The sequence below is a fragment of the Sphingobacterium tabacisoli genome (assembly GCF_017908035.1).
Taxonomy (GTDB): Bacteria; Bacteroidota; Bacteroidia; order Sphingobacteriales; family Sphingobacteriaceae; genus Sphingobacterium; species Sphingobacterium tabacisoli.
This window is the reverse complement of sequence record NZ_JAEQMU010000001.1, coordinates 2519083-2540600: the sequence shown is the minus strand read 5'-3', so window position 1 is coordinate 2540600 and position 21518 is coordinate 2519083. Positions and strand designations below refer to the sequence as shown.

Sequence of the window (21518 nt, the reverse complement as noted above, 5' to 3'; positions counted from 1 at the left end):
TTTAACGCTAAGATAGCATGTTTATTAGAACTGTTAGAGGCTGCTGTGTAAAAATATTATGATGCTATTGACTTTCCTTATGTAGTGGTATCTCAATAAAAAACGATGTACCGATGTTGATTTCCGTCTGGAAAGTTATTTTTCCCCCCATTCCATCAATAGTCTGCTTTACGAAAGCAAGCCCTAATCCGGTTCCCGAACTTTTGGTTGTAAAATTAGGACTGAATATGTTCGGGATCACATCACGGGCTATACCATCACCGTTGTCGTGTACGATGATCTGTACCCAATTGTTTTCCAAAAGATGTGCCTGTATATTTATTTTATGTTTTCGACGTCGTGAGGTCGCTTCTATTGCATTTTTTAACAAGTTGTTGAAAGAGCGGAGTAACTGATCCCGGTCTCCTAATACAATTATTTTCTGCAGTTTAGTGTGGTTCTCAAATACGATCGCCGTGTTTTGGTTGTTGTTATAGACATCCAGAGACTTATTGATTTTTGCAATCAAATCTATTGGTACCAGATTGGTGTCCGGTAGCTTCGCAAAGGCAGAAAATTCAGATGCGATATGAGACAGCGCATCAATTTGTTGGATAAAAGACGTTGATATCTTTTGAAAACGCTCCGTAAGCCGTGGGTCATTTTCATAGAAGGAACGGCTAAGCTGTTGGATGCCAAGTTTCATTGGTGTCAACGGGTTTTTTATCTCGTGCGCTACCTGTTTTGCCATTTCCCGCCAAGCACTTTCCCGTTCTGCGTTACGGAGTTGTTTGGCATTCTCTTCCAGCTTTACCAACATAAAATTATATTCTTTGACCAGGACACCGATCTCATCGTTTTTCTCCCAGTACAGTGGCTCATTCTGTTTACCGCTCAGATTAGTCTGTGATAGTTTCTTACGTATAATCTGTAAGGGCTCCGTAATCTTATTGGAGATATAGACCGATAGAAATACAAAAACGATAATGATAATGGTATAGACATTCAGTATCGTATTCAGCAGGATGCTTCTATTTTCAGAATCATAGGCGCTCGAATCAAAGTAAGGAATACCGAGATACGCGATCGTATGGTAGTTTGAGTTTCGGATCGTTGCATAGGAAGAAACATAGTTAAAGTCGGCTATGGATTCGTTATTCTGTGTTTCCGTCTTTTTTAGCACATTGAGTGTGATAAAAGCGTCAGGGTTGATGTATTCGGACACGAGCTTTTGATCATATATTTTAGGCTGTGTCGTAAAGAAAAGCTTGCCGTTTTTATCGTATAGGTTGAAATCCGTAATCAGGACATCCGACATAGAGGTCATCAGTGCTTTTAGATCTGTAGTGGCATCCCCCACCGTGTCTATCAATGCTCTTGTCTCTAGCTTAGTGACGAGTTCTGAGATGTAATTCAGTCGTTGACTCTCTATATTCTTCTGAGACTGATAGCTTACACTAAAGAAAGTAATGAGTCCCGAGATAACGATAGCCACCAAAACAGAAGAGATTACCAACGTTTGGATACGGGTACTATAGCGTATCCGGGAGAATATTAGCCGTAACTGATAACTGATATTACGTAGCTTGAAATCCTGACGTATATATTTTGGTACAATAACGAGCAAGAACTTAGAAATAGCAAGTACCAGATATAAGGTTAGAAAGGAAAGCGAAGCGACTGCAATATATTGCCAATACGAATGGTATGGTTTGCTTACAATAATTGTAGTTTCTTTGTTTGGTTTGTAAATGATATGATAGAAACCATTATTATCATCAAAATTTAGAAACTCGTGTGTCTTTTGAGGATAGTTATTGTCTGAGTTTGGATAGGTATACTTTCCATTTTGTGTGACTAGATTGCCATTTTTGTAGAGCGCAAAACTATCTTTGATAACGCGCTGCGGACTGAACCCTTCTTCCGATTGAGACTCTGTGAGCACTGGGAAAGGGAAGTTCGGGTTAAATGCTTTACTCTTGAAATCCAGAATGACAGAGATATTCTGTTCATTGGCAACAGGAAAAGTAACTATACAGAAATATTCGTAGGTTCCTATTTCGGTCTGTACTTTATAAAATAGATCAGTCTCGTTGACTTTTATGGATTTGTTGATTACCTTCTCCCTATACTCGTTTATTTTATTCCCTGTATACTTACCTAGTGGGGTTTCATTGTAGTAATAGTAAGCGCGGAATTCATATTTCGAAAGATATCCGCCTAGATATTTTCGTTTTATGTATTCACTGATCATCTTCGTATCGGTATTGGGAAGCGAAATCTCGATCAGGTGTTTTAATTGTTGGTCGTTCTGCAGGTTATATTCTATATCCGAAAAACGCGAAATGGCTTCGATATCGTCGTCCGACTCTAGTGTGGTCAACGTTATCTTCATATGTTCCTGTTGCGTCTCTTTTACTGCCTGAGCGTATTTGATAGTCGAGATCAAAGCTAGGGCGACCAGTGATACCACATGTGTAGATAGGTTATTGTCCTTAAACATCGAGTAATCAAAAGAACGAACCATAATAAGGACACCGACCAGTACATTGAATAGACTGAAATCCTGATTGATAGCACCTAATACCAAAAACTGTACAATCGTTATGAGTTGGATGTTGATATTCAACGTTGCCTTCTGGCATACGGCTTTTCCAAAACCAAGTATAAGATCTGTTAAATAGATTAAGGATAAGATACTAAGGCAGTATATCAGTACATGAATAATAGTCTGAGGGTTAAGGTCAAAAATCTGTACAAAATCCCTATGCGTGATAGGAGAGTGTGTGATCAGGGTTGTAATCTGATCAAAACCCCAATGGAAGCAGATGTATAATCCAGATAATAAGAGGTAGTAGATAAGTACTCCTATATTTTTTTGCTTTAGCTTCTCCGGAATCTGCCATTGATCCTTTATATTTTTGGCAAAGCATAGAATCCAAAAGATGGCAATATTATTGATTAAGAATGACCACAGATTGGGCGTAAGGTAGTTGTATGCATAGTACCTCGGGTCAAAGATGTCTAAGCTGGAATACTGTGTAAACCAGTTGGTTTCTATGTCTATAATCCGGACTAGGAAGAAAGTGAGTAGTAAAATAACAACAGATAGAAAAGGATAGCCCTTACGCGCCAGCGTTAGGCAGGCACCATTTACCCAGATGACGAAACAGAGCGTCCCCAAGATCCAACATATCAATTGTATTTTAAGAAAAATACTGTTGTGCTTCCCCTCTTTTAGTTTGACAGAAAATAAAAAAGTATTGTCTTTAGCGTAGATGTTCTTAATATTTTCAGAGTCTCCAAAATTAGCTAGACGTAGATTATCCGTCTTTAGGAAGCTAAAGAATTGAGTTGTCTTAAAGTAACCGCTGGATGCATTGAAGCTCCTTTCTATCGGTATCAATGCTAGAACACTGATCTCATTCGATATGATCTTTTTTTTGACGACAAACGAAAAATTTTCCGTCTTTATAAAGCTTGTTTCATTTTTGAGTCCAGCTTCTGTCTCCGGGACATACATATTGGAGCTCCAAAAAATAGGCTTTTTGTTTTTGTATAGGTAGAGGTATACGTTTTCTTCTTCATAGCGCTGAGAAATCTCTTTTAATTGTAAGGGATATCTATCGCTATTGACAAAAGTTTTAAGATAGAGCGAGTCTCCAAAAATATGCTCGACGAGCTTTTCCTTTGATCTTAGATTCTCCGTGAGGTGTTTGGTGTCTAGCTCCAGTATATCGGTATCAGATATCGATTTTCGGATAGAAAAAGCTGTTGCTATAAACAATAGCGTCAATACTAATAAAAGAATGCGAAGGTTATTCTTCATTACAACGGGCAATTTGCTAATTACAAACTAGAGGGTGTCAGTCTTTAGATTATTGATGTTAAAAATAATGTATTAAAGACTAGTATACAAGTATGGACTATATATTTAGCTTTTAGGAGGTAAGGTTCTTAACGAAAAAAAGGCCCCTTGTGGGGCCTTTTATATAAATCTAATGGATTTTATTTAGATTTTTTTTCGTCACCTTCCATTTGCTCTTTTAATTGAGCTAATACATCAAGGTCACCTAAAGTAGATTTCTCGACAGAATCTTTTACTTTCTTAACCGCAGTTGACGCTGCTTTAGCATCTTTTTTACGGCTGTTAGACTCTTCTTTACGAACTTCTTCTTTAGCATCTTCCCAGATACGAGAGTGAGAAATAACTAGACGTTTGTTCTCTTTATTGAATTCAATAATTTTGAACTCTGTTGCGTCATCAACTTTCAAAGCGCTACCGTCTTCTTTTACAGAGTGTTTAGATGGACAGAATCCTTCTACACCGTACTGTAAAGCTACGATATCTCCTTTTTCACCTACTTTGATAACAGTTCCTTCGTGAATTGAACCTTCAGTAAAGATTGTTTCAAAAGTATCCCAAGGATTTTCTTCTAATTGTTTGTGACCTAAAGACAACTTACGGTTTTCTTCATCTAATTCTAAAACAACTACGTCTAATGTCTCACCAACTTTAGTGAATTCGTTAGGGTGGTTGATTTTTTTAGACCAAGAAAGATCAGAGATGTGGATTAAACCATCGATACCGTCCTCTAGTTCAACAAATACACCGAAGTTAGTCATGTTTTTAACAACAGCTGATTGTTTAGAACCTACTGGGTAACGCTCTGTGATATTTTGCCAAGGATCTGGAGTCAATTGTTTGATACCTAAGCTCATTTTACGGTCTTCACGATCTAACGTTAAGATTTGAGCTTCGATTTCATCACCTACTTTTAAGAACTCTTGAGGAGAACGTAGGTTTTGAGACCATGACATTTCAGATACGTGGATCAATCCTTCTACTCCTGGGATGATTTCTAAGAAAGCACCGTAGTCAGCAACAGTAACGATTTTACCTTTTACTTTAGAACCGATTTCTAAAGCTGTATCTAAAGATTCCCAAGGGTGTTGAGAAAGTTGTTTCAAACCTAATGCGATACGTTTTTTCTCGTCATCAAAGTCTAATACAACAACGTTGATTGTTTGGTCTAATGCCAATACTTCTCTTGGATGCTCGATACGTCCCCAAGAAATATCAGTAATGTGAAGTAAACCATCTACACCACCTAAGTCGATGAACACACCGAAATCAGTAATGTTTTTAACAGTACCTTCTAATACTTGACCTTTTTCTAATTTAGAAACAATCTCTGATTTTTGGTTTTCTAAATCGTCCTCGATCAATACCTTATGCGAAACTACTACGTTTTTGAATTCGTGGTTGATTTTCACAACTTTGAATTCCATAGTTTTTCCTACATAGATATCGTAGTCACGAATAGGTTTGATGTCGATTTGAGATCCAGGTAAGAAAGCTTCTACACCTTTGATGTCTACGATCAAACCACCTTTAGTACGTGATTTTACGAAACCATCGATGATAGCATCATTTTCCAATGCTTCATTGATAGATTCCCATGATTTTTGAGTTTTCGCACGCTTACGTGACAATACTAATTGACCATTTGCATCCTCTTGTGATTCAACAAATACGTCTACAGTATCCCCGATTTTTAAATCAGGAAGATCACGAAACTCAGTTTTTGCTACAAGACCATCTGATTTGAAACCAACATTCAAAACCACATCTTTACTATTGATAGATACCACGATACCTTCAATAATTTCGCCTTGGTTGATTTGGTTGAAAGTACCTGCGTACTGTTCTTCCATTTTTGTACGTTCTGCTTCGCTGTAATTACCGAAAGCTTTCTCGTCAGCATCCCAATCAAAATCTCCAGCTGGAGTAATCCATGTGTTGGATTTGATTTCGTCGATTAAGTTTGAATCAGCTTCAGACTCAATCTTTTCAGTGTCTTTCACTACTTTAGTGTCAGCACCTTGTAGCTCTGCGTTTTTCGCCGCTAACTCTTTTTCTGCTTCTTGTTTTTTTGCCATTAATTAATTATCTCCTTTTCCCTACATTGTAGGAAGTGCAAAGATACGAAAAACTTTTATTTACAATATTTTATGTGAAAAAAAAGTTTTCGACACCACAGGAAGTGTAAGTCGCGACTCAACGCTTAATTAGAAGGTTGTTTGAAAGAATTATAAACTTTAGGCTTGACAATCTTAATGCTCTGTTTGGAGAGTGTGATACTTGCATTCAGCTCAAAACCAATTAATAGGATAAGTGAATTGAGATACATCCATATCATCATTACGATGATAGTACCGATAGAGCCGTATAGTTTGTTGTAAGCATTGAAGTTATTGATGTAGTACACAAATCCAGAAAAGGTAAGGATAGCTAGGATTGTTGCTAATGTTGCCCCTGGGCTGAATAGTTTCCATCGTTTGGAAGCTGAGGGACCAAACTTGTAAAGCATGCTGACAGTGCTAAAATAGATGGCGAATAGAATAATCCATCGTGCCGCCTTTACCACGAAAGTCCAAAACCAGGACATTTCATACGTAATGTGGTCTTTAAGGTAAGTAATGATCATGCCCGCGCCAGTAAAAACCGCTATACCTATAGTTAAAGCTACAATGATCGCAAATGATAGCCCTAGGGCGATGAGACGTCGGTGGCCCCAGCTTCTTTTTTCCCGGGTCAATGAAGACTTATTGAAAGCCATCATTAGGTTTGTTACTCCATTGGTCGAAAAAAAAGTTGCCAATAGAAAACCGAAGGACATGAGTCCGCCGTTTTGATTTTTAATAATATCCTCTAAGGTAGATTCTATGGCAGCGAAAGCCTCCAAAGGGATGACTATGGCTAGGAAGTCCATCAGCCCCTCTTGAAAATTGTTGATAGGAATATAAGGGATGAGGGTGAATAGAAAAATGATACCCGGGAATATCGCTAACATAAAGTTATATGCCAGAGAAGAGGCCTTGTTAAGGATCGCTTCTCTTTTGATCTCCTGAAAGAAAAATACAGCTACAGTGTACAGTGGTAGATTGCTGAATCCCGGCAGAACCGCCGTCTTGGACCATTCGATGAATCTGTCGTAAGGTCTTAGATGGAGCAGGCTGTCATGTAGCTTTTTCATTTAGGGTCTTTCTATATAAAATAGGGTGCTATTTTCTCCAGGAAAATCTCTGGAGCCCGACAGGGCCTATTTTTTTTCATATCCACAAATACCAATTGCGTACTGCCCGTATTGAGCAGCGTTCCCTGTTCATTGCATATTTCATACTCGAAATTGATACGCACATTAGGCTTTTCACGGATAGTGGTCTTGATCGTGATGAGCTCGTCATATTTAGCAGGCTGTAAATACTTTGTGTGCATCTCCAGTACTGGCATCATGACCCCCATATCCTCTAGTTCTTTGTAGGATATACCGGTCTGGCGAAGCATCTCCGTACGTGCTACTTCATAGAAGGCCGCATAGTTGCCGTAATAAACATAGCCCATTTGGTCTGTCTCCGCGTATCGTATCCGTAGTTGGTGTTCGTATATAAACATTTTTAGTATTGCGTACCGGGTATTGCGCATTGAGATTCTTAGCGGTTTTTCCCTTTTTACGATTTTTTCTCTACCCTTCTAACTCTATTTTTTAATATTTCTGTCGTCAAGTGCTTTTTGGAACTTCCGCGCATTTACCAAATGCTCCGTCACTGTGGTTGCAAAAGCATGGTACCCTGAGAAATCTTCTTTCGCACACATGTAGATATAGTCATGTTGTGCTGGGTTGAGAACAGCATCAATAGCCACAATAGGCGCCATTGTGATAGGGCCTGGAGGCAGCCCTTTATACCGATATGTGTTATAGGGATTATCGATAGTCAGGTGTCTGTTCAATACCCGGCGGATAGTGAAATCGTTATTTGCAAAAATAACAGTAGGGTCTGCTTGTAAAAGCATTCCTTTTTTCAGTCTATTCAGGTATAGTCCAGCAATCTGTGGCATTTCATCGTTATGCAGTGCTTCGCCCCGTACAATAGAAGCCAGGATAGAAACTTCCACAGGTGTGAGATTTTGTTTTTTTGCTTTTTCCTTCCGTTCGTCGGTCCAGAATTTTTTATACTCTTCGTTCAGACGTTCGATTACTTTATCCGGCGATGTATTCCAATAGATGTTGTACGTGTTGGGGATAAACATCGCAAAGAAATTATCTTTGGTAAAGCCATACTGCTCCGCAACAGCTTCATTGTTTAAGATAGCGCTAAACTGTACAGAATCTGCTTCAAAACTTTTGCCTAGTAGACCTGCAAGGTTTTCTTTAAGACGGATGTTAGCGAAGCGCAGTTTCACAGGGTCTTGTAGGCCTGCTCTCAGATTGCCTATCAATTTTCGGTTGCTCATACCTGGAGTCAATTTGTAACGTCCAGCTTTAACACTCTCTGGAAAATCCATCGCTTTGGCCACGATATTAAAGTGTTCGGGGTCATTTACCAGATTCTCCTGTCTGATACGGCGTAGCACACTTTCATAATTATCATTGGTATGTACGTATAGGTATTCCTGGGCATCAGTAACAGATGGCCCCCAGAAAATCTGGTACGCCTTCCATCCGATAAAAGCACCGATGATTAGGACTGCGATTAAAATTCCTTTTAACCAAGTAGGGAAAGCTTTTTTTGCTGTCATGTCTAGTCGTTAGATAGTGTCAAGTTGATTGGTGTACCAATGCTAATAAAGCGTGATGTCGAATCTGGGGATTGTGCGATGACACGTGCTGTAGTCGAATCGGTTATTGCTCCAGATATTGCCCCAATATGGAGTCCTAGCCCCTGCAATGCAAACTTAGCTTCCGATAGAGTGAGGTTCAATAACATCGGCACTTCAACTTCGTTGGCTCCTTTTCCATTCCCGAGTACCACGGTGATTGAAGATCCTTTGGAAATCATTCTTCCGGCATTAATTTTTTGACCACCAAATTGAATACCTAATACGACGTCTCGTGCGATGTCGTTGATATAAATGGTGTCTTTAATTTTTAAATTATGGTTTTTTAAGATTGCAGACGCCTCAATAAGGTTCTTTTCAATAACATCAGGCAGTGCAATCTCTGGTGCAACCTGCGTGATAATAGTTAGGTATATTGTTCTACCTCCTTTTACTAGAGCTGATGCTTCAGGGTCTTGCTCTATAACTAAGCCTGGTTTGGCATCCATTTGGTAGACCGAGTCTATTTTGTATTCTAATCCCGCTTTGTCTAGTATCTGCTTGGCTTCAGATATCGTGAGCCCCTTTAATACAGGTACTTCTTGGGCATCGCCGTGCTTCGTGTAGATTTTAAGACCGAAGTATACTACGAGAAATAAAACGATAAGTGTGATCAGTGCATAAATCAGATTTTTTCTGAACACATCAGTTCGTAGATAAAGCAATAGTTTGGACATGAAATGAAATTTATATAAATCCTTGTGTTCTACTAAAAAGGTAGAAGCTTTTTTACAATGTAGTTTTCCTAAGCAAAAATATTCGTTTTTCCCCGTATCACAAATTATATTTCCTTTTAAACGGTCAAGTATTCAGACCGGACTAGCTAAAGGGACTCCTATTTTGTTTGTATAAGTGGGTACTATCGTTTAAAAAAGACTTATTGGCTGTGTTTTTATGAGTTATGTATTAGCGAATGATGTACATTTTTTTTAGGTTTGTGGAAGTTAAACTAGCTAATGTCCCTTCGTAGGGTGGATGCAGGGTAAGCGTTCATAATCTTAGCAGACCTGCTCATAAATAATTATATTCTAAATGAAAACAAAAGTAGCGTTAATTACCGGTGGATTTACGGGTGAAGCCGAGGTGTCTTATAAAAGTTCGGCTTTTGTCTATAGTCAATTGGATAAAAGTAAGTACGATGTATATATCATCGATATCACAAATGAGGGATGGTACGGGAGTGCAGGTGAGGGGGAGAAGGTGCCCGTTGAAAAAGACGACTTCTCTTTGTACATCAACGGCGATAAGATTCTTTTCGATGTTGCTTTAATTATTTTGCACGGCACACCTGGAGAGGATGGACGTTTGCAGGGCTATTTTGATATGATCGGATTGCCTTATACCTCATGTAGTGCATTGACCTCTGCGCTGACGATGAATAAGGGCTATACCAAATCTGTTTTAGCGGATATTCCGGAGATCAATGTTGCTAAGTCGGTATTGCTATTTGAAAACCACCGCAAAGACGGTGTTCGTCTGGTCGAAGAAAAGCTAGGGTTGCCCTATTTTGTCAAACCCAATGCGGGTGGATCGAGTATCGGCATGACTAAGGTCAAAGAAGCGGCACAGTTGCAGGAGGCATTGGACAAAGCCTTTGATGCCGAGAATACTGGTAAGCAGGTGTTGGTTGAAGAGTTTGTGCAAGGAAGAGAGTTTTCCCAGGGTATCTTTAGAAATGCTAAAGGCGAATTGGTCGTGCTACCCGCTACTGAAGTACGTACCACACGGGAGTTTTTTGACTTTGAGGCTAAATATATTCCAGGACTGACCGAAGAGATAACACCGGCAGACCTGAATGAAGAACAACGTGATCGTGCAGCCCGGATTATTAGAGAGATCTATGTTCGATTAGATTGTAAAGGAATGGTGCGTGTCGATTTCTTTTTGGAGCACGATACCGACAAGTTTTATTTTATTGAGATCAATACGATTCCGGGACAGACTGCACAGAGCTTTATACCGCAACAGGTACGCGCTTATGGAATGAAAGAAAGTGATTTTTATGCGGAGCTTATAGAGGCTGCGTTAGAACAATAGAACTTTTATGAAGCCATCGAATGATCAACAGAGATGAAACGGTCTCGATGTTGTCAGAGAGCTCTTGAATGCTAACGGAAAAGAAAATATCCTGAAAAAGTTCTTGAGAGTCTCTGAAAAACATAGACTTTGAGAAAAAAAGAGTCCGAAAAGTGACGATATGTGTTACCTTTTTGGGCTCTTTTTTTAGATTAAAATGAAAACCGTTTTAAGTTAGGCTGAATGGCTTTTGGCCTTTTTAGTTCTTCCTGATAGAGGACTTCTCCAAGGTTCTTTAAAAAAGGATAAGTGATTGTCTCATATTCATAGATTCCATCATTATATATTCCATTCTCATTGGATTGTACTACTACAGAAACCAAAAATTCAATACCTTTCTCAAAATCGACGATATACGCATTGTCAATATTATAGCCGTAAGAATCCCCGTATTTATTAAAGCTTCTGATATTTTGAAAGGATTTTATCGACTTGTCCCGTCCAAAATATACAAACTTACTATAAGTAGGCCAAAATTCCTCTCTCTCATATTGTGGGTAGGTTACCTCCTGAGGGCTCCTTGACATGTAATAATATAGAAAACGGTAGTCGTCTTCTGTGAGGTTAAAACGTTGTTTCATGGGGAAGGCCTCAGGGAAAAGAAGTTTTCTCAATAGTAATTGTTGGTCTTCCAGCGCATATACATTAAGTCCCTCAAAAGACCAAGGTTCGTGAACCAGTTCGTCCGCAGCATTCATATAGCCAATGCCTTGTACTGTGTTTTTAAGCCAAGGCATCTCATAATCCTTAGGGTCATATTGAGCCACTTGTTTGTATATGATCTGATCATCCTTGTAAAATGTAAATGGGTTGGTATGTTTAGCCCAAATGCCTTTGTCTCCAATAGCCAGCCTATTTACAATGCGGCTGTATTTGGCTCCGTGTTTTTTGAGTTTTTTGTTAACCTCTGCTCTGCCCACAAACTCAAAAAGTCTGTTGTGTCCATCGTTGTCTGAAGTCAGTAGAACCTTTTTGATATAATGTGCAATACTTGGAAGAGTATTTTCTGAAGAAGAGTCTCTGTATACTGAAGTCTGTCTGTCATAGGCAGAATCTATTTGCAAAGGGGTATCTCGCCCAAGCCCTCTGATTTTTAGCTCGTTTATCTTTTCTAAAGCAAAAATAGCCGTAGGTAACTTGACCGTACTTGCAGGATAAAAATACCAGGTCGGATCAAGTCGGTAACCGAAAGAGGTAAAGTGAGGGATGTTGTCTTTGTCTCTGTCAATTTGAGTGTACAGTATCTGGACTTCGTTGTGTGTTGGATGATTGAGTATTTGGCCAAATAGATCCGGATTTTTCTGCAGTAGTGACGAGAGGTAGATGCTGTCAATCTGTTGTGCCATACCGGTTGAAATACTTGTAATGATAAAGTACGAAAATATTAAAATGCGCATTGTAGAAATATTAACGCATGGAAGTTACGAAAATTTAAAGCATTTACCTTTCTATAGTTCTAAAAGTTAGATTAATCCGCGGTCCGTGTGTTTTTTTTGTTGGGGGCAGGCGGTGCATCCAATGCGTTTGTGTAGTGTCTTTCATGATCAATAAGGAGCCATGCTCCAGTACCAGATCTACTTTTTCTTTACTCTCCTTGTGCTTAAAACTGAATTTTCGTTCGGCTCCAAAGGTCAAAGAGGCTATTGCACCATCTTTCTTTAAATCTTTTTCGCCGTCACTGTGCCAGGCCATACCCTCCGAACCGTCGTTATACAGGTTCAATAAACAGGAGTTGAACGTCTCATTAGACTGCTTTTCTACCATGTCTTTCAGTTCTAGCAGACAGTCAACCCAGGGAAGGGCTGTTTTTTGAATTCCCGAATAGGTATATTCAAATGGGAGGTCGCCATACCAGGCCACCATCCGTTTCGTAAAGATGTGTTTTCCGAAAATTACCGCCTCATCGTGGCGCCATGCGATATCGTTATGTAACACACGGAAATAATGCTCCGGATTGGACAGGATAACGCCATAGTAGTTGACCGTACCATCGTAAGGTAACCAGTTTTTGTTCGGTTCATCGAACGAAAATAATTTCATAGGCAAGGGGTTAAGGTATTATTTGTGCATTTTCCCAGCCTATTATAGCTGTTTTTCGGGTAGGCCCCCACATGTATCCTCCTACTATCCCTGAGGCCTGTATTACACGATGGCAGGGGATGAGGTAAGCAATCGGATTGCTGCCAATGGCAGTCCCTACAGCTCGGGAAGCTTTTGGGTTGCCGATATGTTCTGCAATCCGTCCATAGGTCTCTAGCTCACCCAAAGGAATCTGAAGTAGAGCTTCCCAGACTTTTAGCTGAAATGCCGTCCCTTTCACGTGTAGTTTTATCGGTTCCCTGGAATCTTTTTCGCCATTCATAAAGTTGCGGACCTGCTGATGAAAAGGAGAGGAGGACTCTTTAAACGAAGCATTAGGAAATCGTCCTTCTAAATTTTTTACCCCATTTTCCCGATCGGTTATGAATGCGATATGGCAAATTCCTTTTTCTGTTGCAGCAATAATGATCTCTCCAAAAGAAGTGTCCGCATAGTCGTATGTTATCACCAAACCTTCGCCTCCATTACGATATTCATGGGGAGTCATGCCCTCTAGTTTGACGAAAAGTTCATGGAGACGACTGCTGCTGCTGAGTCCCGTCTTAAACGTTGTTTCAGAAATTGATTCCGATTTCTGAAGCAACGCTTTTGCGTGGCTCAGACTGATGTATTGCAAGAATTTTTTAGGCGTAGTGCCCGCCCATTCGTGAAATAACCGCTGGCAGTGAAATGGGCTTAGATGGATATGTGCTGCGATATCTTCCAAGCTGGGTTGCCTATCAAAATTGTCTTTGATAAAAGCTATTGCTTGCGCTATACGCTCGTAGTTCCAATGTCTCTCTTTCTCATTCATACACAAATTTGACTTTTAAAAATCGGGTGTGCAATCCGAAAATTGCTCAAATGCATTCCACTTTCCTATTTTCTCGGTTCCATTCGAACCAAATATTGATCGTTGTCATCTTCATAGAGGACCTGTACCACCCAATTTTCTTCATGAGCGATACGTATCAATGTGGCCTGGTCCATATAGAGCCATTTGAAAGGAGCCCCTTTCTGGCCTTGAAACTCATATTGATAGCCTATCTCGCCAAAGTAGTATTCCGGTCTTGTGATACGGTATTCTTCATAGAGGTAGGAGATGTCCGAACTGTCAAATAGGAGCTGTCCTCGGTCCGTCAAGAGTGTTTTTGCATGATGCAGCAAGCGACGAAAGCCTTCGAGGTCGCCCGCTAATCCGATGCCATTCATCAGAAACAGTAGGGTGTCATATTTTCCTTCGGAATAATCCCAAAAGCTATGTTGAGCAATATGCAATACACCCCGCTCGCGCATAATGTTGCAGGCTGATGCTGATATTTCTAAAGCAGTAGTTTCAAAACCTTTTTCCTGTAAGTACAATGCATGCGACCCTACTCCAGCGCCAACATCCAATACCGTACCATCACATAGGGACAGTGCGATCAGTTCGAGCTCGGGAAAATCCTCTTCTGTACGGAAAAAGACTTCAACAGGCATTTCTTCAATATCGCCGTAGGTGCTGTGTAACAATAAAGGGTGGCTTAGCTCCCCATTCCGATGGAATTGGTTTAGCGCTTCACCATAAATATCTCTATGCATGTTCGTCAAGTTGTAGGTACCGTATGGCCATTTCTATTTCGGCTTGGTCCCCGGTGTGTTTTAAAGGTTCGTCAGAAAGTTTTATTACAGGTGTCCATTCGCCATCTTCGGGAAGGCTTTCGGTCATTTTTAATACAATATTCATGCGTTCTAGACCGACGTCGTTGGTAAAGTCTGTGCCTATACCAAAGGAATAGCCTATTCTGCCATTACAGTAATTGGTGATTTTCTCTACCTTATTATAGTCGAGACCATCTGAAAAAATGATAGTTTTTGATAAGGGGTCAATTCCTTTGGATTCGTAATGCTTAATGGTTTTTTTTGCAAATTCAATTGCATCCCCGCTGTCATGACGTACCCCGTCAAATAACTTGGTGAGTTTTTTGTCAAATTGCCTAAAAAATGCTTCAGTCGTATAAGTATCTGAAAGGGCGATTCCCAAGTCGCCCCGATATACGTCCGACCAGTTTTCTAACCCCAAAAGATTGGCCATTTTATAACCGTATTTTGCAGCGTGAAACATAAACCATTCATGGGCATGTGTGCCAATTGGTTTGGTCTTGTATTTCATGGCCAGATGTACATTGCTAGTTCCTATAAAAGTTTTTGAAGGGTGCGCTTTTAGCGTTTTGATGACCAGGTCGTGTACTGCATAGGAGTGCCTTCGGCGTGTGCCAAAGTCTGCAATGGTGATTTTTAACTTATCGTACTTGTCCATCTTACGGTCTACGATGTCCATCACCTGTTGATCATCGACCCGTTTTGCATCACTCATTTCATAATACAGTTCACAGATTAGAGACATGATCGGTACCTCCCATAGGATGGTACGGTACCAAAATCCCTCTATTTTGACAGACAGTTCCCCAGCATGTTGTGTAATGCTGACTTCTTCCGGGTTGTAGCGATACCCTTGTAGAAAATCAAAGTAGGTGGGGTCGATATAAGGACAGGTCTCTGCAAAGAATTGCTTTTCGGCATTGCTGAGCTTAAGCGTTGCCATCGCTCCGATTGCTTCGGTAAGCCTTTCAGCGAAGCCTTCCGGAAAAACGTGCTTACCCCTATTGATGAATTGATACTTTGCTTTTGCTTTTGGGAAGAGTTTGACAACGGCGTACTGCATTGTGAACTTGTAAAAGTCGTTGTCTAGAAGAGATTCAAGTCTTGCCATATCAGAGTCTGTCTTTTTTTTGATTGCTGCATTGTCTATTGCTGTGTCATGAATCGACGCAGACCATGCTAAGCGTGAACGAAAATACCAAAAATAATTTAGCGGAGGGCTGTATTTCAACAGCCATTGACTCCTTTTTGCAAAAAGGAGCTGTCTAAAAAGCTTGAATTTTTCGTCTTTGCGAGAGCTTGTACCGATTTGTCGGTAAAGTATGATGAGGCAATCTGTGTTTTAAGTAAGTTAGATTGCCACACCATCGTTCCTCAGGTTCGCAATGACGACGATTTGTTGCTTTTTAAACAGCCCCGATATTTGTTTCAATTTAATAGCTGTTTTTTTGTTTTGAGCGAGACTAACGTCTGCTTCTTTCTCCAGTATTACTACTACCGCCACCACGTGTACTGGATGCGCCTTGTTCCGAACGACTGCCCGACGAACGGGATGTACTACCTGTAGAGCTTTCTCTGTTTGAGGCCTGAAATACAGGTTGTGAATCTCTACGTTGTTGCGTGCGACTTTCTGGTTGACGGCTCCTTTGCTCCGTTTGGGGCTGTGCAGGAGACTGTCTACGGCTTTCAGACGATCCGCGATTTGTTTCGGCTCCACGTTGCGTGCGCGATGTTTCTTCATTACTGCGTTGGACCTCCCTAGAGCGATTGTTTTGTTCCTGCTGTGGTTGACGTTGTGTGTTACTCTCGACGCCCCTTACAGGTTGTTGCCTACTAGATGTTGTCCTACGCGAATTATTCTGGTTCTCCGATTGCGATTGGAGTTCTGAGCCTCTTTCTGTACCTCTTGCAGGTTGTTGCTCTCTAGATGTTGTAGCGCCACCGCGTATGCCGGAATTTCCATTTCTATCAACATTTGTTTCTCTTCTACTACTTTCGGTTCTTGATGAGCCTACTTCTGAACGACTGCTTCCTCTGGAGTTCGTTGTGTTGCGGTCGGTTCTGCTGGAAGTACTTTCTCCTCTTGAGCTGTTACGGTCTGTACGTGTAGATTCGGCCTCCCTGCGGGAGCTAGTTGCTCTGCCATCTGGACGGTACATGGATACCGAGTTGCGGTCTGAACGAGAAGAACCAGGTCTTGATGATTCTCTGAATTCGCGTACTTCTACCCGACGCCCGGTGCTACGTTCCATATCTCTGCGGGAAGGACCACCATAGTAGTTGTGGTTGTTTACAATATACGTGTTGTTGATAATCGTTGTATTGTTGTATATGGCAGGACGGTCATAGTAGCTATATCTGTACACATTTCTCGAATGGATATGCCTTACCGGGGTAAAAATCCAGATATCTATAGGTAGTCCTATAGAAACATGTACACCTATATGTGGTTGCATAGGTGCCCAGCCGTAATAACCATTACCAGAGCGCCAATCGACCCATGCTGGTCCCCATTCGTAACCAGGTATCCATGCCCATCCTCTGTAGCTGTTATGTACCCACCGGCCATAATGAAATGGCGCCCATCCCCATGAATAGCCAGACACCCAGGTGTTGCCATATTCGGTCATTGCCCAATAGCCGTTCGTGCCATAAGGTCTGAAGTCCCGATTTACCCGAGGGTACCAGATCTCCCCATAAGTCGGATCGTTTTCCCAATAACCATAGGGAGAAAGCTCGTCGTAGAATACGTCCAAGGATACTCCTCCATAAAACTGAGCCTGTGCCGTAGACGGCTGAAAAAGATTTGTAAAAACACAAACCAATGTTACGACTAATACTGTTATCCCCCTTTTCATACGCTTTCTTTCTTAAAACTTTATTATTCTGTTTTTGTCTTTGTTGGTAGGACGTGCTAATGATAGGGAAGGTTTAATCGAGATATTACGACAAAACTAAAATATAAAAAAATGGTAGTTTTATAGCTACAATTTAAGGTTCACCTATTTTGTGACCTCAATAAAAGTTAAAATTGTGTACCTTTGGCCAGTTTTTTGATGAACACATAGTTGTTTTTTTATTTACTTCTAAAAATATAAATGGGAAGGAAATTTAATAATCTGCTCCTCGAGTTTGCTCGGTTACATCGCTTTTTGATGCGGGTACTGCGCGAGGCAGTGAGTCCACCGTATGAATTTAAGGAGATTGTTCGGCAGTGTTACGAAATAGGTTGGAAGTCTTTTCCTCTTATTGGGTTGACCGGATTTATCGTAGGGTTTGTTTTTACCAAGCAGTCCAGACCTTCACTAGAAGATTTTGGTGCCACTTCTTGGTTGCCAGCATTGATTTCCATTGCTATAGTTCGTGCACTGGCACCATTGGTTACCGCTTTAATTGCATCTGGAAAAGTTGGGTCACAAATTGGAGCTGAACTGAGTTCTATGAATGTTACGGAGCAAATCGATGCCATGGAAGTTTCGGGTACCAATCCGTTCAAGTTTTTAGTTGTCAGCCGTATTGTTGCGACTACAATTATGATTCCTATTCTATGTTTTTATATCGCAGGCATAGGTTTGTTTGGAGGATATTTAAGTATTATCGGGAGTGATCAGTTAAGTTTGTTGAGTTTCTTTACACAAGTATTTGATAAAATTGGCTTCGTAGACATATTTGCAATGACATTACGTGCTGTTGTATTTGGATTTACCATAGGGTTTGCAAGCTGTTACGTAGGGTATTATTCATCTAAAGGAACCGAAGGGGTAGGGAAGGCTGCCAATAGTGCGGTAGTGGCCTCTATGTTTACAGTATTCATTGAAGAGTTGCTTATAGTTCAGGTATTATCTTTAATTTCTTAAAAGATGGCAAAGGTAGGAAACGTAATTAACTATGAAGACTGCGTGATCCACGTGGATAATGTCAGTAAATCTTTTGGAAATCTGCATGTCTTACGGGATGTCGATCTCAAATTATACAACGGGGAGAACCTAGTCGTTTTAGGGAGGTCTGGTACAGGAAAATCAGTGCTTATTAAACTGATATCGGGACTGTTAAAACCAGATGCCGGTGATATCACTGTTCTGGGACAGCGTGTCAATGATCTGACTGAAAAAGAACTGATGCAACTGCGGTTACGGATCGGCTTTTCTTTTCAGAACTCCGCATTGTATGATAGTATGACGGTAAGAGAAAACCTTGAATTCCCTTTGGTGCGTAACAAAAGAAATTTGACAAGAGCAGAGATCAATCGCGAAGTGGAGGATGTGTTGGACGGTGTTGGTCTTTTGCAGGCATTGAACCAGATGCCTTCGGAGCTCTCTGGAGGGCAGAAGAAGCGTATCGGTATCGCCCGAACACTGATACTGCGTCCAGATATCATGTTATATGATGAGCCGACAGCAGGGTTAGATCCAATCACATGTTTAGATATCAACGGCCTTATCAATGAAGTCCAAGAGCGGTATAAAACATCCTCTATTATTATCACACACGATTTGGCCTGCGCCAAAATGGTAGGAGACAGGATGGTCATGTTGTTGGATGGTAAGTTTGAAAGACAGGGAACCTTTGAGGAAATATTCGATACAGATGATACTCGGGTAAAACCTTTTTATGATTATAATTTTATAGTATAATAGATTAAGAATGAGCGCAGCAGAAAATAAACGATCACTAATTGTAGGACTTTTTGCACTAATAGGCCTAGTGATTTTAGTTGCAGGTATTTTAGTGTTAGGTACGCAACAGAATAAGTTTAGTAAGAACCTTGTCGTGAAAACTTATTTTCATGACGTAAAAGGATTGAAAGTAGGTAACAACGTTTGGTTTTCCGGGGTGAAAGTCGGAATTATCAAAGAAATTGCTTTCGAAGATGTTGGAAATGTCCGGGTGCTAATGAGTATACAGGAGAAGGACAGCCAATTCATTCGCAAAGATGTGGTAGCAACATTAGGTTCTGATGGATTAATCGGTAATGCGATTATTAGCTTGGTCGGTGGTACAGCTGCCAATCCACAAATTGCAGATGGTGATGTGATCAAGTCTGGTGCCAGTGGCGGAATGGATCAGATGATAGGGTTGTTGCAGGAAAATGGTGCAAATCTAACTGTTATCACTCAGAACTTTGCGAAACTATCCCAACAGATGGTTGATGGAAAAGGGACAATCGGTGCGCTATTAACAGACGATGCAATAGCTACAAATCTGAAGTCATCCGTCGTTTCTTTAAATAGCGTCATGACAGATGCCAATAAAGCGGTTAATAACTTGGTTGCGCTGACCGGTAAGTTGAACAATAACCAAGGACTTATTCACGACTTGACAACAGATACCGAGGTGTTTGCAAGCTTGAGAGAGTCTGCAGCACAATTACAGGGGGTAACTCAGACTGCAAATGCACTGATGGAAAACCTGAACAAAACTTCAGCAAGATTGAATGATAAGGATAATGCACTAGGTGTGCTTACAAACGATGCTGCTGCCGCAAACGAGATACGACAAATTCTCAAAAACTTAAACACAAGTACAGAGAAACTCGATGTTAATATGGAAGCGTTACAGAGCAATTTCCTATTACGTGGATACTTTAAGAAAAAAGCAAAAGAAGCGGAGAAAGAGTCGAAAGACGCTGTTTCAAAATAACGTTCAAGCTGAAGATAGCATATTAATATGGGAGTGATTACAGATAGCGATGTTATCTACGAAGACAATCATCTGATTGCAATAAATAAGCGTGGTGGAGATATTGTGCAGGTAGACCCTTCAGGAGATAAATCTCTGGAGGAAATGCTGTCCGAATATCTTGCTAAGAAATATAACAAACCTAATCGCGCTTTCGTTGGGGTTATTCATCGTCTAGATAGGCCAGTTAGCGGTATGATTCTGATGGCTAAGACCAGTAAGGGATTGGATCGCATGAATAGATTGTTTCATGATAGAGCAGTAGAGAAGACCTACCTTGCTGTAGTCAAAGAACGACCGCCGGCACTGAGAGGTAAGTTGACCAACTGGCTCTTGAGGGACCGCAAGAAGATGATAACCAAAGCATATGATAGGGAAGTCAAGAATGGGAGTTACGCTGAATTGGATTATGAGGTATTGGGGCAGTTGGATGGATTTTATTTATTAAAGATAAACCCGCTTACAGGGCGTACGCACCAGATAAGATGTCAGCTTGCCTATATGGGCTGTCCTATTGTTGGGGATAATAAGTACGGTTACCCGAGAGGATCTACACGCCGTACAATTTGCTTACATTCCCGATCTTTGGCTTTTAAACACCCCGTGACCGAGGAGGCGATGTGTATCGAAGCATCCGTACCAGAGGACGGTTTCTGGGAAAAATTTAACGCACTATTACGGAAGTAGTTTAATTAGGATATATCCGTCTTAATTCTTTAACTTTGTGAAATGAAAGCAGTTCGCTATATACTTATTTCTGGAATGCTATTGCTAGGGATGGTTTTTATCAAGCCAACAGTAGTAGTGTCACAATGTGCTATGTGCTCGCTGAATGCTGAGAATAGTACACAACATGGAAACACCCAAGGTAAGGGCTTGAATAATGGGATACTTTTTTTATTAGGAGCACCTTTCTTGATCGGAGCAGGTATAGGGATTTTATGGTATAAAAAATATCGCACAAAATCCCCAAAACAAACTCTCTTATCGCATCACTCGTAGTGAGGCGACCTTATTATTTATCCGTTACTTATTTATAGATATTGCATTACACTATCGAAGATAAATGCTTTTTCGTTGTGGTGCTGTGTGATGTGGTTTTGTAATGAAAGCAAATGCTCCGATTGAAACTGTTGGATGTCGTTTTCATCACTAGCGATTAATTGAACACAGTAGGTGTGTCCTTCGTGTGGAGAGTTCAGCATTTTTAGAAGTTTGACTTCTGCTGGTAGAGCTGGTGCCCAAGATTGTTGGATCCAAAGTAGAAGCACCTGATGTTGACTCTCTTCGATTATAATGGAAATATTGTATAGATACATGTTGCAAATGTACGAAATGTAATTTTCCAACCTGTAAAAAAAAAGTTGCAATATAGGTTTAGTCTAGGAAAATTATAATATTT

18 protein-coding genes are annotated in these 21518 nt (G+C 40.5%); 5 read left to right on the top strand and 13 right to left on the bottom strand.

From position 1 onward, the window contains the following. Positions 1 to 64 precede the first annotated feature (64 nt). The 6 genes from JKG64_RS10770 to JKG64_RS10745 all read right to left on the bottom strand — a co-directional run bounded on the left by JKG64_RS10770 (position 65) and on the right by JKG64_RS10745 (position 9318). Positions 65 to 3808 carry an ATP-binding protein gene (locus JKG64_RS10770; RefSeq protein ID WP_210354261.1) on the bottom strand — a complete coding sequence of 1248 codons (3744 nt, stop codon included), beginning with the start codon at positions 3806 to 3808 and terminating at the stop codon, positions 65 to 67. A 179-nt stretch (positions 3809 to 3987) separates the two neighbouring features. Then, positions 3988 to 5922: a 30S ribosomal protein S1 gene (rpsA, locus tag JKG64_RS10765; RefSeq protein ID WP_210354260.1), complete on the bottom strand. Its 1935-nt coding sequence runs from the start codon at positions 5920 to 5922 to the stop codon at positions 3988 to 3990. Between the two features lie 125 nt (positions 5923 to 6047). Continuing rightward, positions 6048 to 7019 (bottom strand): YihY/virulence factor BrkB family protein, encoded by a 972-nt coding sequence (locus tag JKG64_RS10760; RefSeq protein ID WP_210354259.1) that lies wholly within the window; start codon positions 7017 to 7019, stop codon positions 6048 to 6050. An 11-nt stretch (positions 7020 to 7030) separates the two neighbouring features. Further along, entirely contained in the window at positions 7031 to 7438 is a 408-nt protein-coding gene (locus JKG64_RS10755; protein ID WP_210354258.1) for an acyl-CoA thioesterase, read from the bottom strand. Between the two features lie 84 nt (positions 7439 to 7522). Beyond that, complete coding sequence (mltG, locus tag JKG64_RS10750; RefSeq protein WP_210354257.1) at positions 7523 to 8563, bottom strand: endolytic transglycosylase MltG; 1041 nt, start codon at positions 8561 to 8563, stop codon at positions 7523 to 7525. Positions 8564 to 8565: 2 nt separating this feature from the next. Then, positions 8566 to 9318 (bottom strand): PASTA domain-containing protein, encoded by a 753-nt coding sequence (locus JKG64_RS10745; RefSeq protein WP_210354256.1) that lies wholly within the window; start codon positions 9316 to 9318, stop codon positions 8566 to 8568. 355 nt (positions 9319 to 9673) lie between these two features. Here JKG64_RS10745 and JKG64_RS10740 point away from each other — a divergent pair, with 355 nt between their 5' ends. After that, positions 9674 to 10678 (top strand): D-alanine--D-alanine ligase, encoded by a 1005-nt coding sequence (locus JKG64_RS10740; protein WP_210354255.1) that lies wholly within the window; start codon positions 9674 to 9676, stop codon positions 10676 to 10678. 191 nt (positions 10679 to 10869) lie between these two features. Here JKG64_RS10740 and JKG64_RS10735 read toward each other — a convergent pair whose 3' ends face one another. The 6 genes from JKG64_RS10735 to JKG64_RS10710 all read right to left on the bottom strand — a co-directional run bounded on the left by JKG64_RS10735 (position 10870) and on the right by JKG64_RS10710 (position 17295). Next, complete coding sequence (locus JKG64_RS10735; RefSeq protein ID WP_246512531.1) at positions 10870 to 12114, bottom strand: serine hydrolase; 1245 nt, start codon at positions 12112 to 12114, stop codon at positions 10870 to 10872. 43 nt (positions 12115 to 12157) lie between these two features. Continuing rightward, the gene (locus JKG64_RS10730) at positions 12158 to 12757 is read right to left on the bottom strand and encodes an alpha-ketoglutarate-dependent dioxygenase AlkB family protein (protein WP_210354254.1); all 600 of its coding nucleotides are present in this window, start codon (positions 12755 to 12757) and stop codon (positions 12158 to 12160) included. 10 nt (positions 12758 to 12767) lie between these two features. Continuing rightward, complete coding sequence (locus JKG64_RS10725) at positions 12768 to 13610, bottom strand: bifunctional transcriptional activator/DNA repair enzyme AdaA (protein WP_210354253.1); 843 nt, start codon at positions 13608 to 13610, stop codon at positions 12768 to 12770. A gap of 65 nt (positions 13611 to 13675) precedes the next feature. Next, positions 13676 to 14377, bottom strand: coding sequence for a class I SAM-dependent methyltransferase (locus JKG64_RS10720; protein ID WP_021069195.1), 702 nt, complete (start codon positions 14375 to 14377; stop codon positions 13676 to 13678). Further along, positions 14370 to 15548: a nicotinate phosphoribosyltransferase gene (pncB, locus tag JKG64_RS10715; protein ID WP_210354252.1), complete on the bottom strand. Its 1179-nt coding sequence runs from the start codon at positions 15546 to 15548 to the stop codon at positions 14370 to 14372. The genes JKG64_RS10720 and pncB overlap by 8 nt, the downstream gene beginning before the upstream one ends. Positions 15549 to 15900: 352 nt before the next feature. Beyond that, a complete protein-coding gene (locus tag JKG64_RS10710) occupies positions 15901 to 17295 on the bottom strand; it encodes a DUF6600 domain-containing protein (RefSeq protein ID WP_210354251.1) in 1395 nt (464 codons plus the stop codon). 240 nt (positions 17296 to 17535) lie between these two features. On the opposite strand from JKG64_RS10710, the gene JKG64_RS10705 reads away from it, so the two are divergent. The 4 genes from JKG64_RS10705 to JKG64_RS10690 are packed head-to-tail and all read left to right on the top strand — an operon-like array spanning position 17536 to position 20803. Beyond that, positions 17536 to 18294, top strand: a complete 759-nt coding sequence (locus tag JKG64_RS10705; protein WP_021069191.1) for an MlaE family ABC transporter permease — start codon at positions 17536 to 17538, stop codon at positions 18292 to 18294. Positions 18295 to 18297: 3 nt separating this feature from the next. Continuing rightward, the gene (locus JKG64_RS10700; RefSeq protein ID WP_210354250.1) at positions 18298 to 19071 is read left to right on the top strand and encodes an ABC transporter ATP-binding protein; all 774 of its coding nucleotides are present in this window, start codon (positions 18298 to 18300) and stop codon (positions 19069 to 19071) included. A gap of 10 nt (positions 19072 to 19081) precedes the next feature. Next, positions 19082 to 20077 (top strand): MlaD family protein, encoded by a 996-nt coding sequence (locus tag JKG64_RS10695; protein WP_210354249.1) that lies wholly within the window; start codon positions 19082 to 19084, stop codon positions 20075 to 20077. A gap of 27 nt (positions 20078 to 20104) precedes the next feature. After that, positions 20105 to 20803, top strand: coding sequence for an RluA family pseudouridine synthase (locus JKG64_RS10690; protein WP_210354248.1), 699 nt, complete (start codon positions 20105 to 20107; stop codon positions 20801 to 20803). A gap of 347 nt (positions 20804 to 21150) precedes the next feature. Here JKG64_RS10690 and JKG64_RS10685 read toward each other — a convergent pair whose 3' ends face one another. Continuing rightward, complete coding sequence (locus JKG64_RS10685; protein ID WP_210354247.1) at positions 21151 to 21435, bottom strand: DUF4286 family protein; 285 nt, start codon at positions 21433 to 21435, stop codon at positions 21151 to 21153. Positions 21436 to 21518 lie beyond the last annotated feature (83 nt).

What these genes read in the sequence shown, in the direction of transcription:
- JKG64_RS10770 (WP_210354261.1), bottom strand. Translation starts at nt 3,808, where the DNA reads ATGAAGAATAACCTTCGCATTCTTTTATTAGTATTGACGCTATTGTTT.
- rpsA (WP_210354260.1), bottom strand. Translation starts at nt 5,922, where the DNA reads ATGGCAAAAAAACAAGAAGCAGAAAAAGAGTTAGCGGCGAAAAACGCA.
- JKG64_RS10760 (WP_210354259.1), bottom strand. Translation starts at nt 7,019, where the DNA reads ATGAAAAAGCTACATGACAGCCTGCTCCATCTAAGACCTTACGACAGA.
- JKG64_RS10755 (WP_210354258.1), bottom strand. Translation starts at nt 7,438, where the DNA reads ATGTTTATATACGAACACCAACTACGGATACGATACGCGGAGACAGAC.
- mltG (WP_210354257.1), bottom strand. Translation starts at nt 8,563, where the DNA reads ATGACAGCAAAAAAAGCTTTCCCTACTTGGTTAAAAGGAATTTTAATC.
- JKG64_RS10745 (WP_210354256.1), bottom strand. Translation starts at nt 9,318, where the DNA reads ATGTCCAAACTATTGCTTTATCTACGAACTGATGTGTTCAGAAAAAAT.
- JKG64_RS10740 (WP_210354255.1), top strand. Translation starts at nt 9,674, where the DNA reads ATGAAAACAAAAGTAGCGTTAATTACCGGTGGATTTACGGGTGAAGCC.
- JKG64_RS10735 (WP_246512531.1), bottom strand. Translation starts at nt 12,114, where the DNA reads ATGCGCATTTTAATATTTTCGTACTTTATCATTACAAGTATTTCAACC.
- JKG64_RS10730 (WP_210354254.1), bottom strand. Translation starts at nt 12,757, where the DNA reads ATGAAATTATTTTCGTTCGATGAACCGAACAAAAACTGGTTACCTTAC.
- JKG64_RS10725 (WP_210354253.1), bottom strand. Translation starts at nt 13,610, where the DNA reads ATGAATGAGAAAGAGAGACATTGGAACTACGAGCGTATAGCGCAAGCA.
- JKG64_RS10720 (WP_021069195.1), bottom strand. Translation starts at nt 14,377, where the DNA reads ATGCATAGAGATATTTATGGTGAAGCGCTAAACCAATTCCATCGGAAT.
- pncB (WP_210354252.1), bottom strand. Translation starts at nt 15,548, where the DNA reads ATGGCAAGACTTGAATCTCTTCTAGACAACGACTTTTACAAGTTCACA.
- JKG64_RS10710 (WP_210354251.1), bottom strand. Translation starts at nt 17,295, where the DNA reads ATGAAAAGGGGGATAACAGTATTAGTCGTAACATTGGTTTGTGTTTTT.
- JKG64_RS10705 (WP_021069191.1), top strand. Translation starts at nt 17,536, where the DNA reads ATGGGAAGGAAATTTAATAATCTGCTCCTCGAGTTTGCTCGGTTACAT.
- JKG64_RS10700 (WP_210354250.1), top strand. Translation starts at nt 18,298, where the DNA reads ATGGCAAAGGTAGGAAACGTAATTAACTATGAAGACTGCGTGATCCAC.
- JKG64_RS10695 (WP_210354249.1), top strand. Translation starts at nt 19,082, where the DNA reads ATGAGCGCAGCAGAAAATAAACGATCACTAATTGTAGGACTTTTTGCA.
- JKG64_RS10690 (WP_210354248.1), top strand. Translation starts at nt 20,105, where the DNA reads ATGGGAGTGATTACAGATAGCGATGTTATCTACGAAGACAATCATCTG.
- JKG64_RS10685 (WP_210354247.1), bottom strand. Translation starts at nt 21,435, where the DNA reads ATGTATCTATACAATATTTCCATTATAATCGAAGAGAGTCAACATCAG.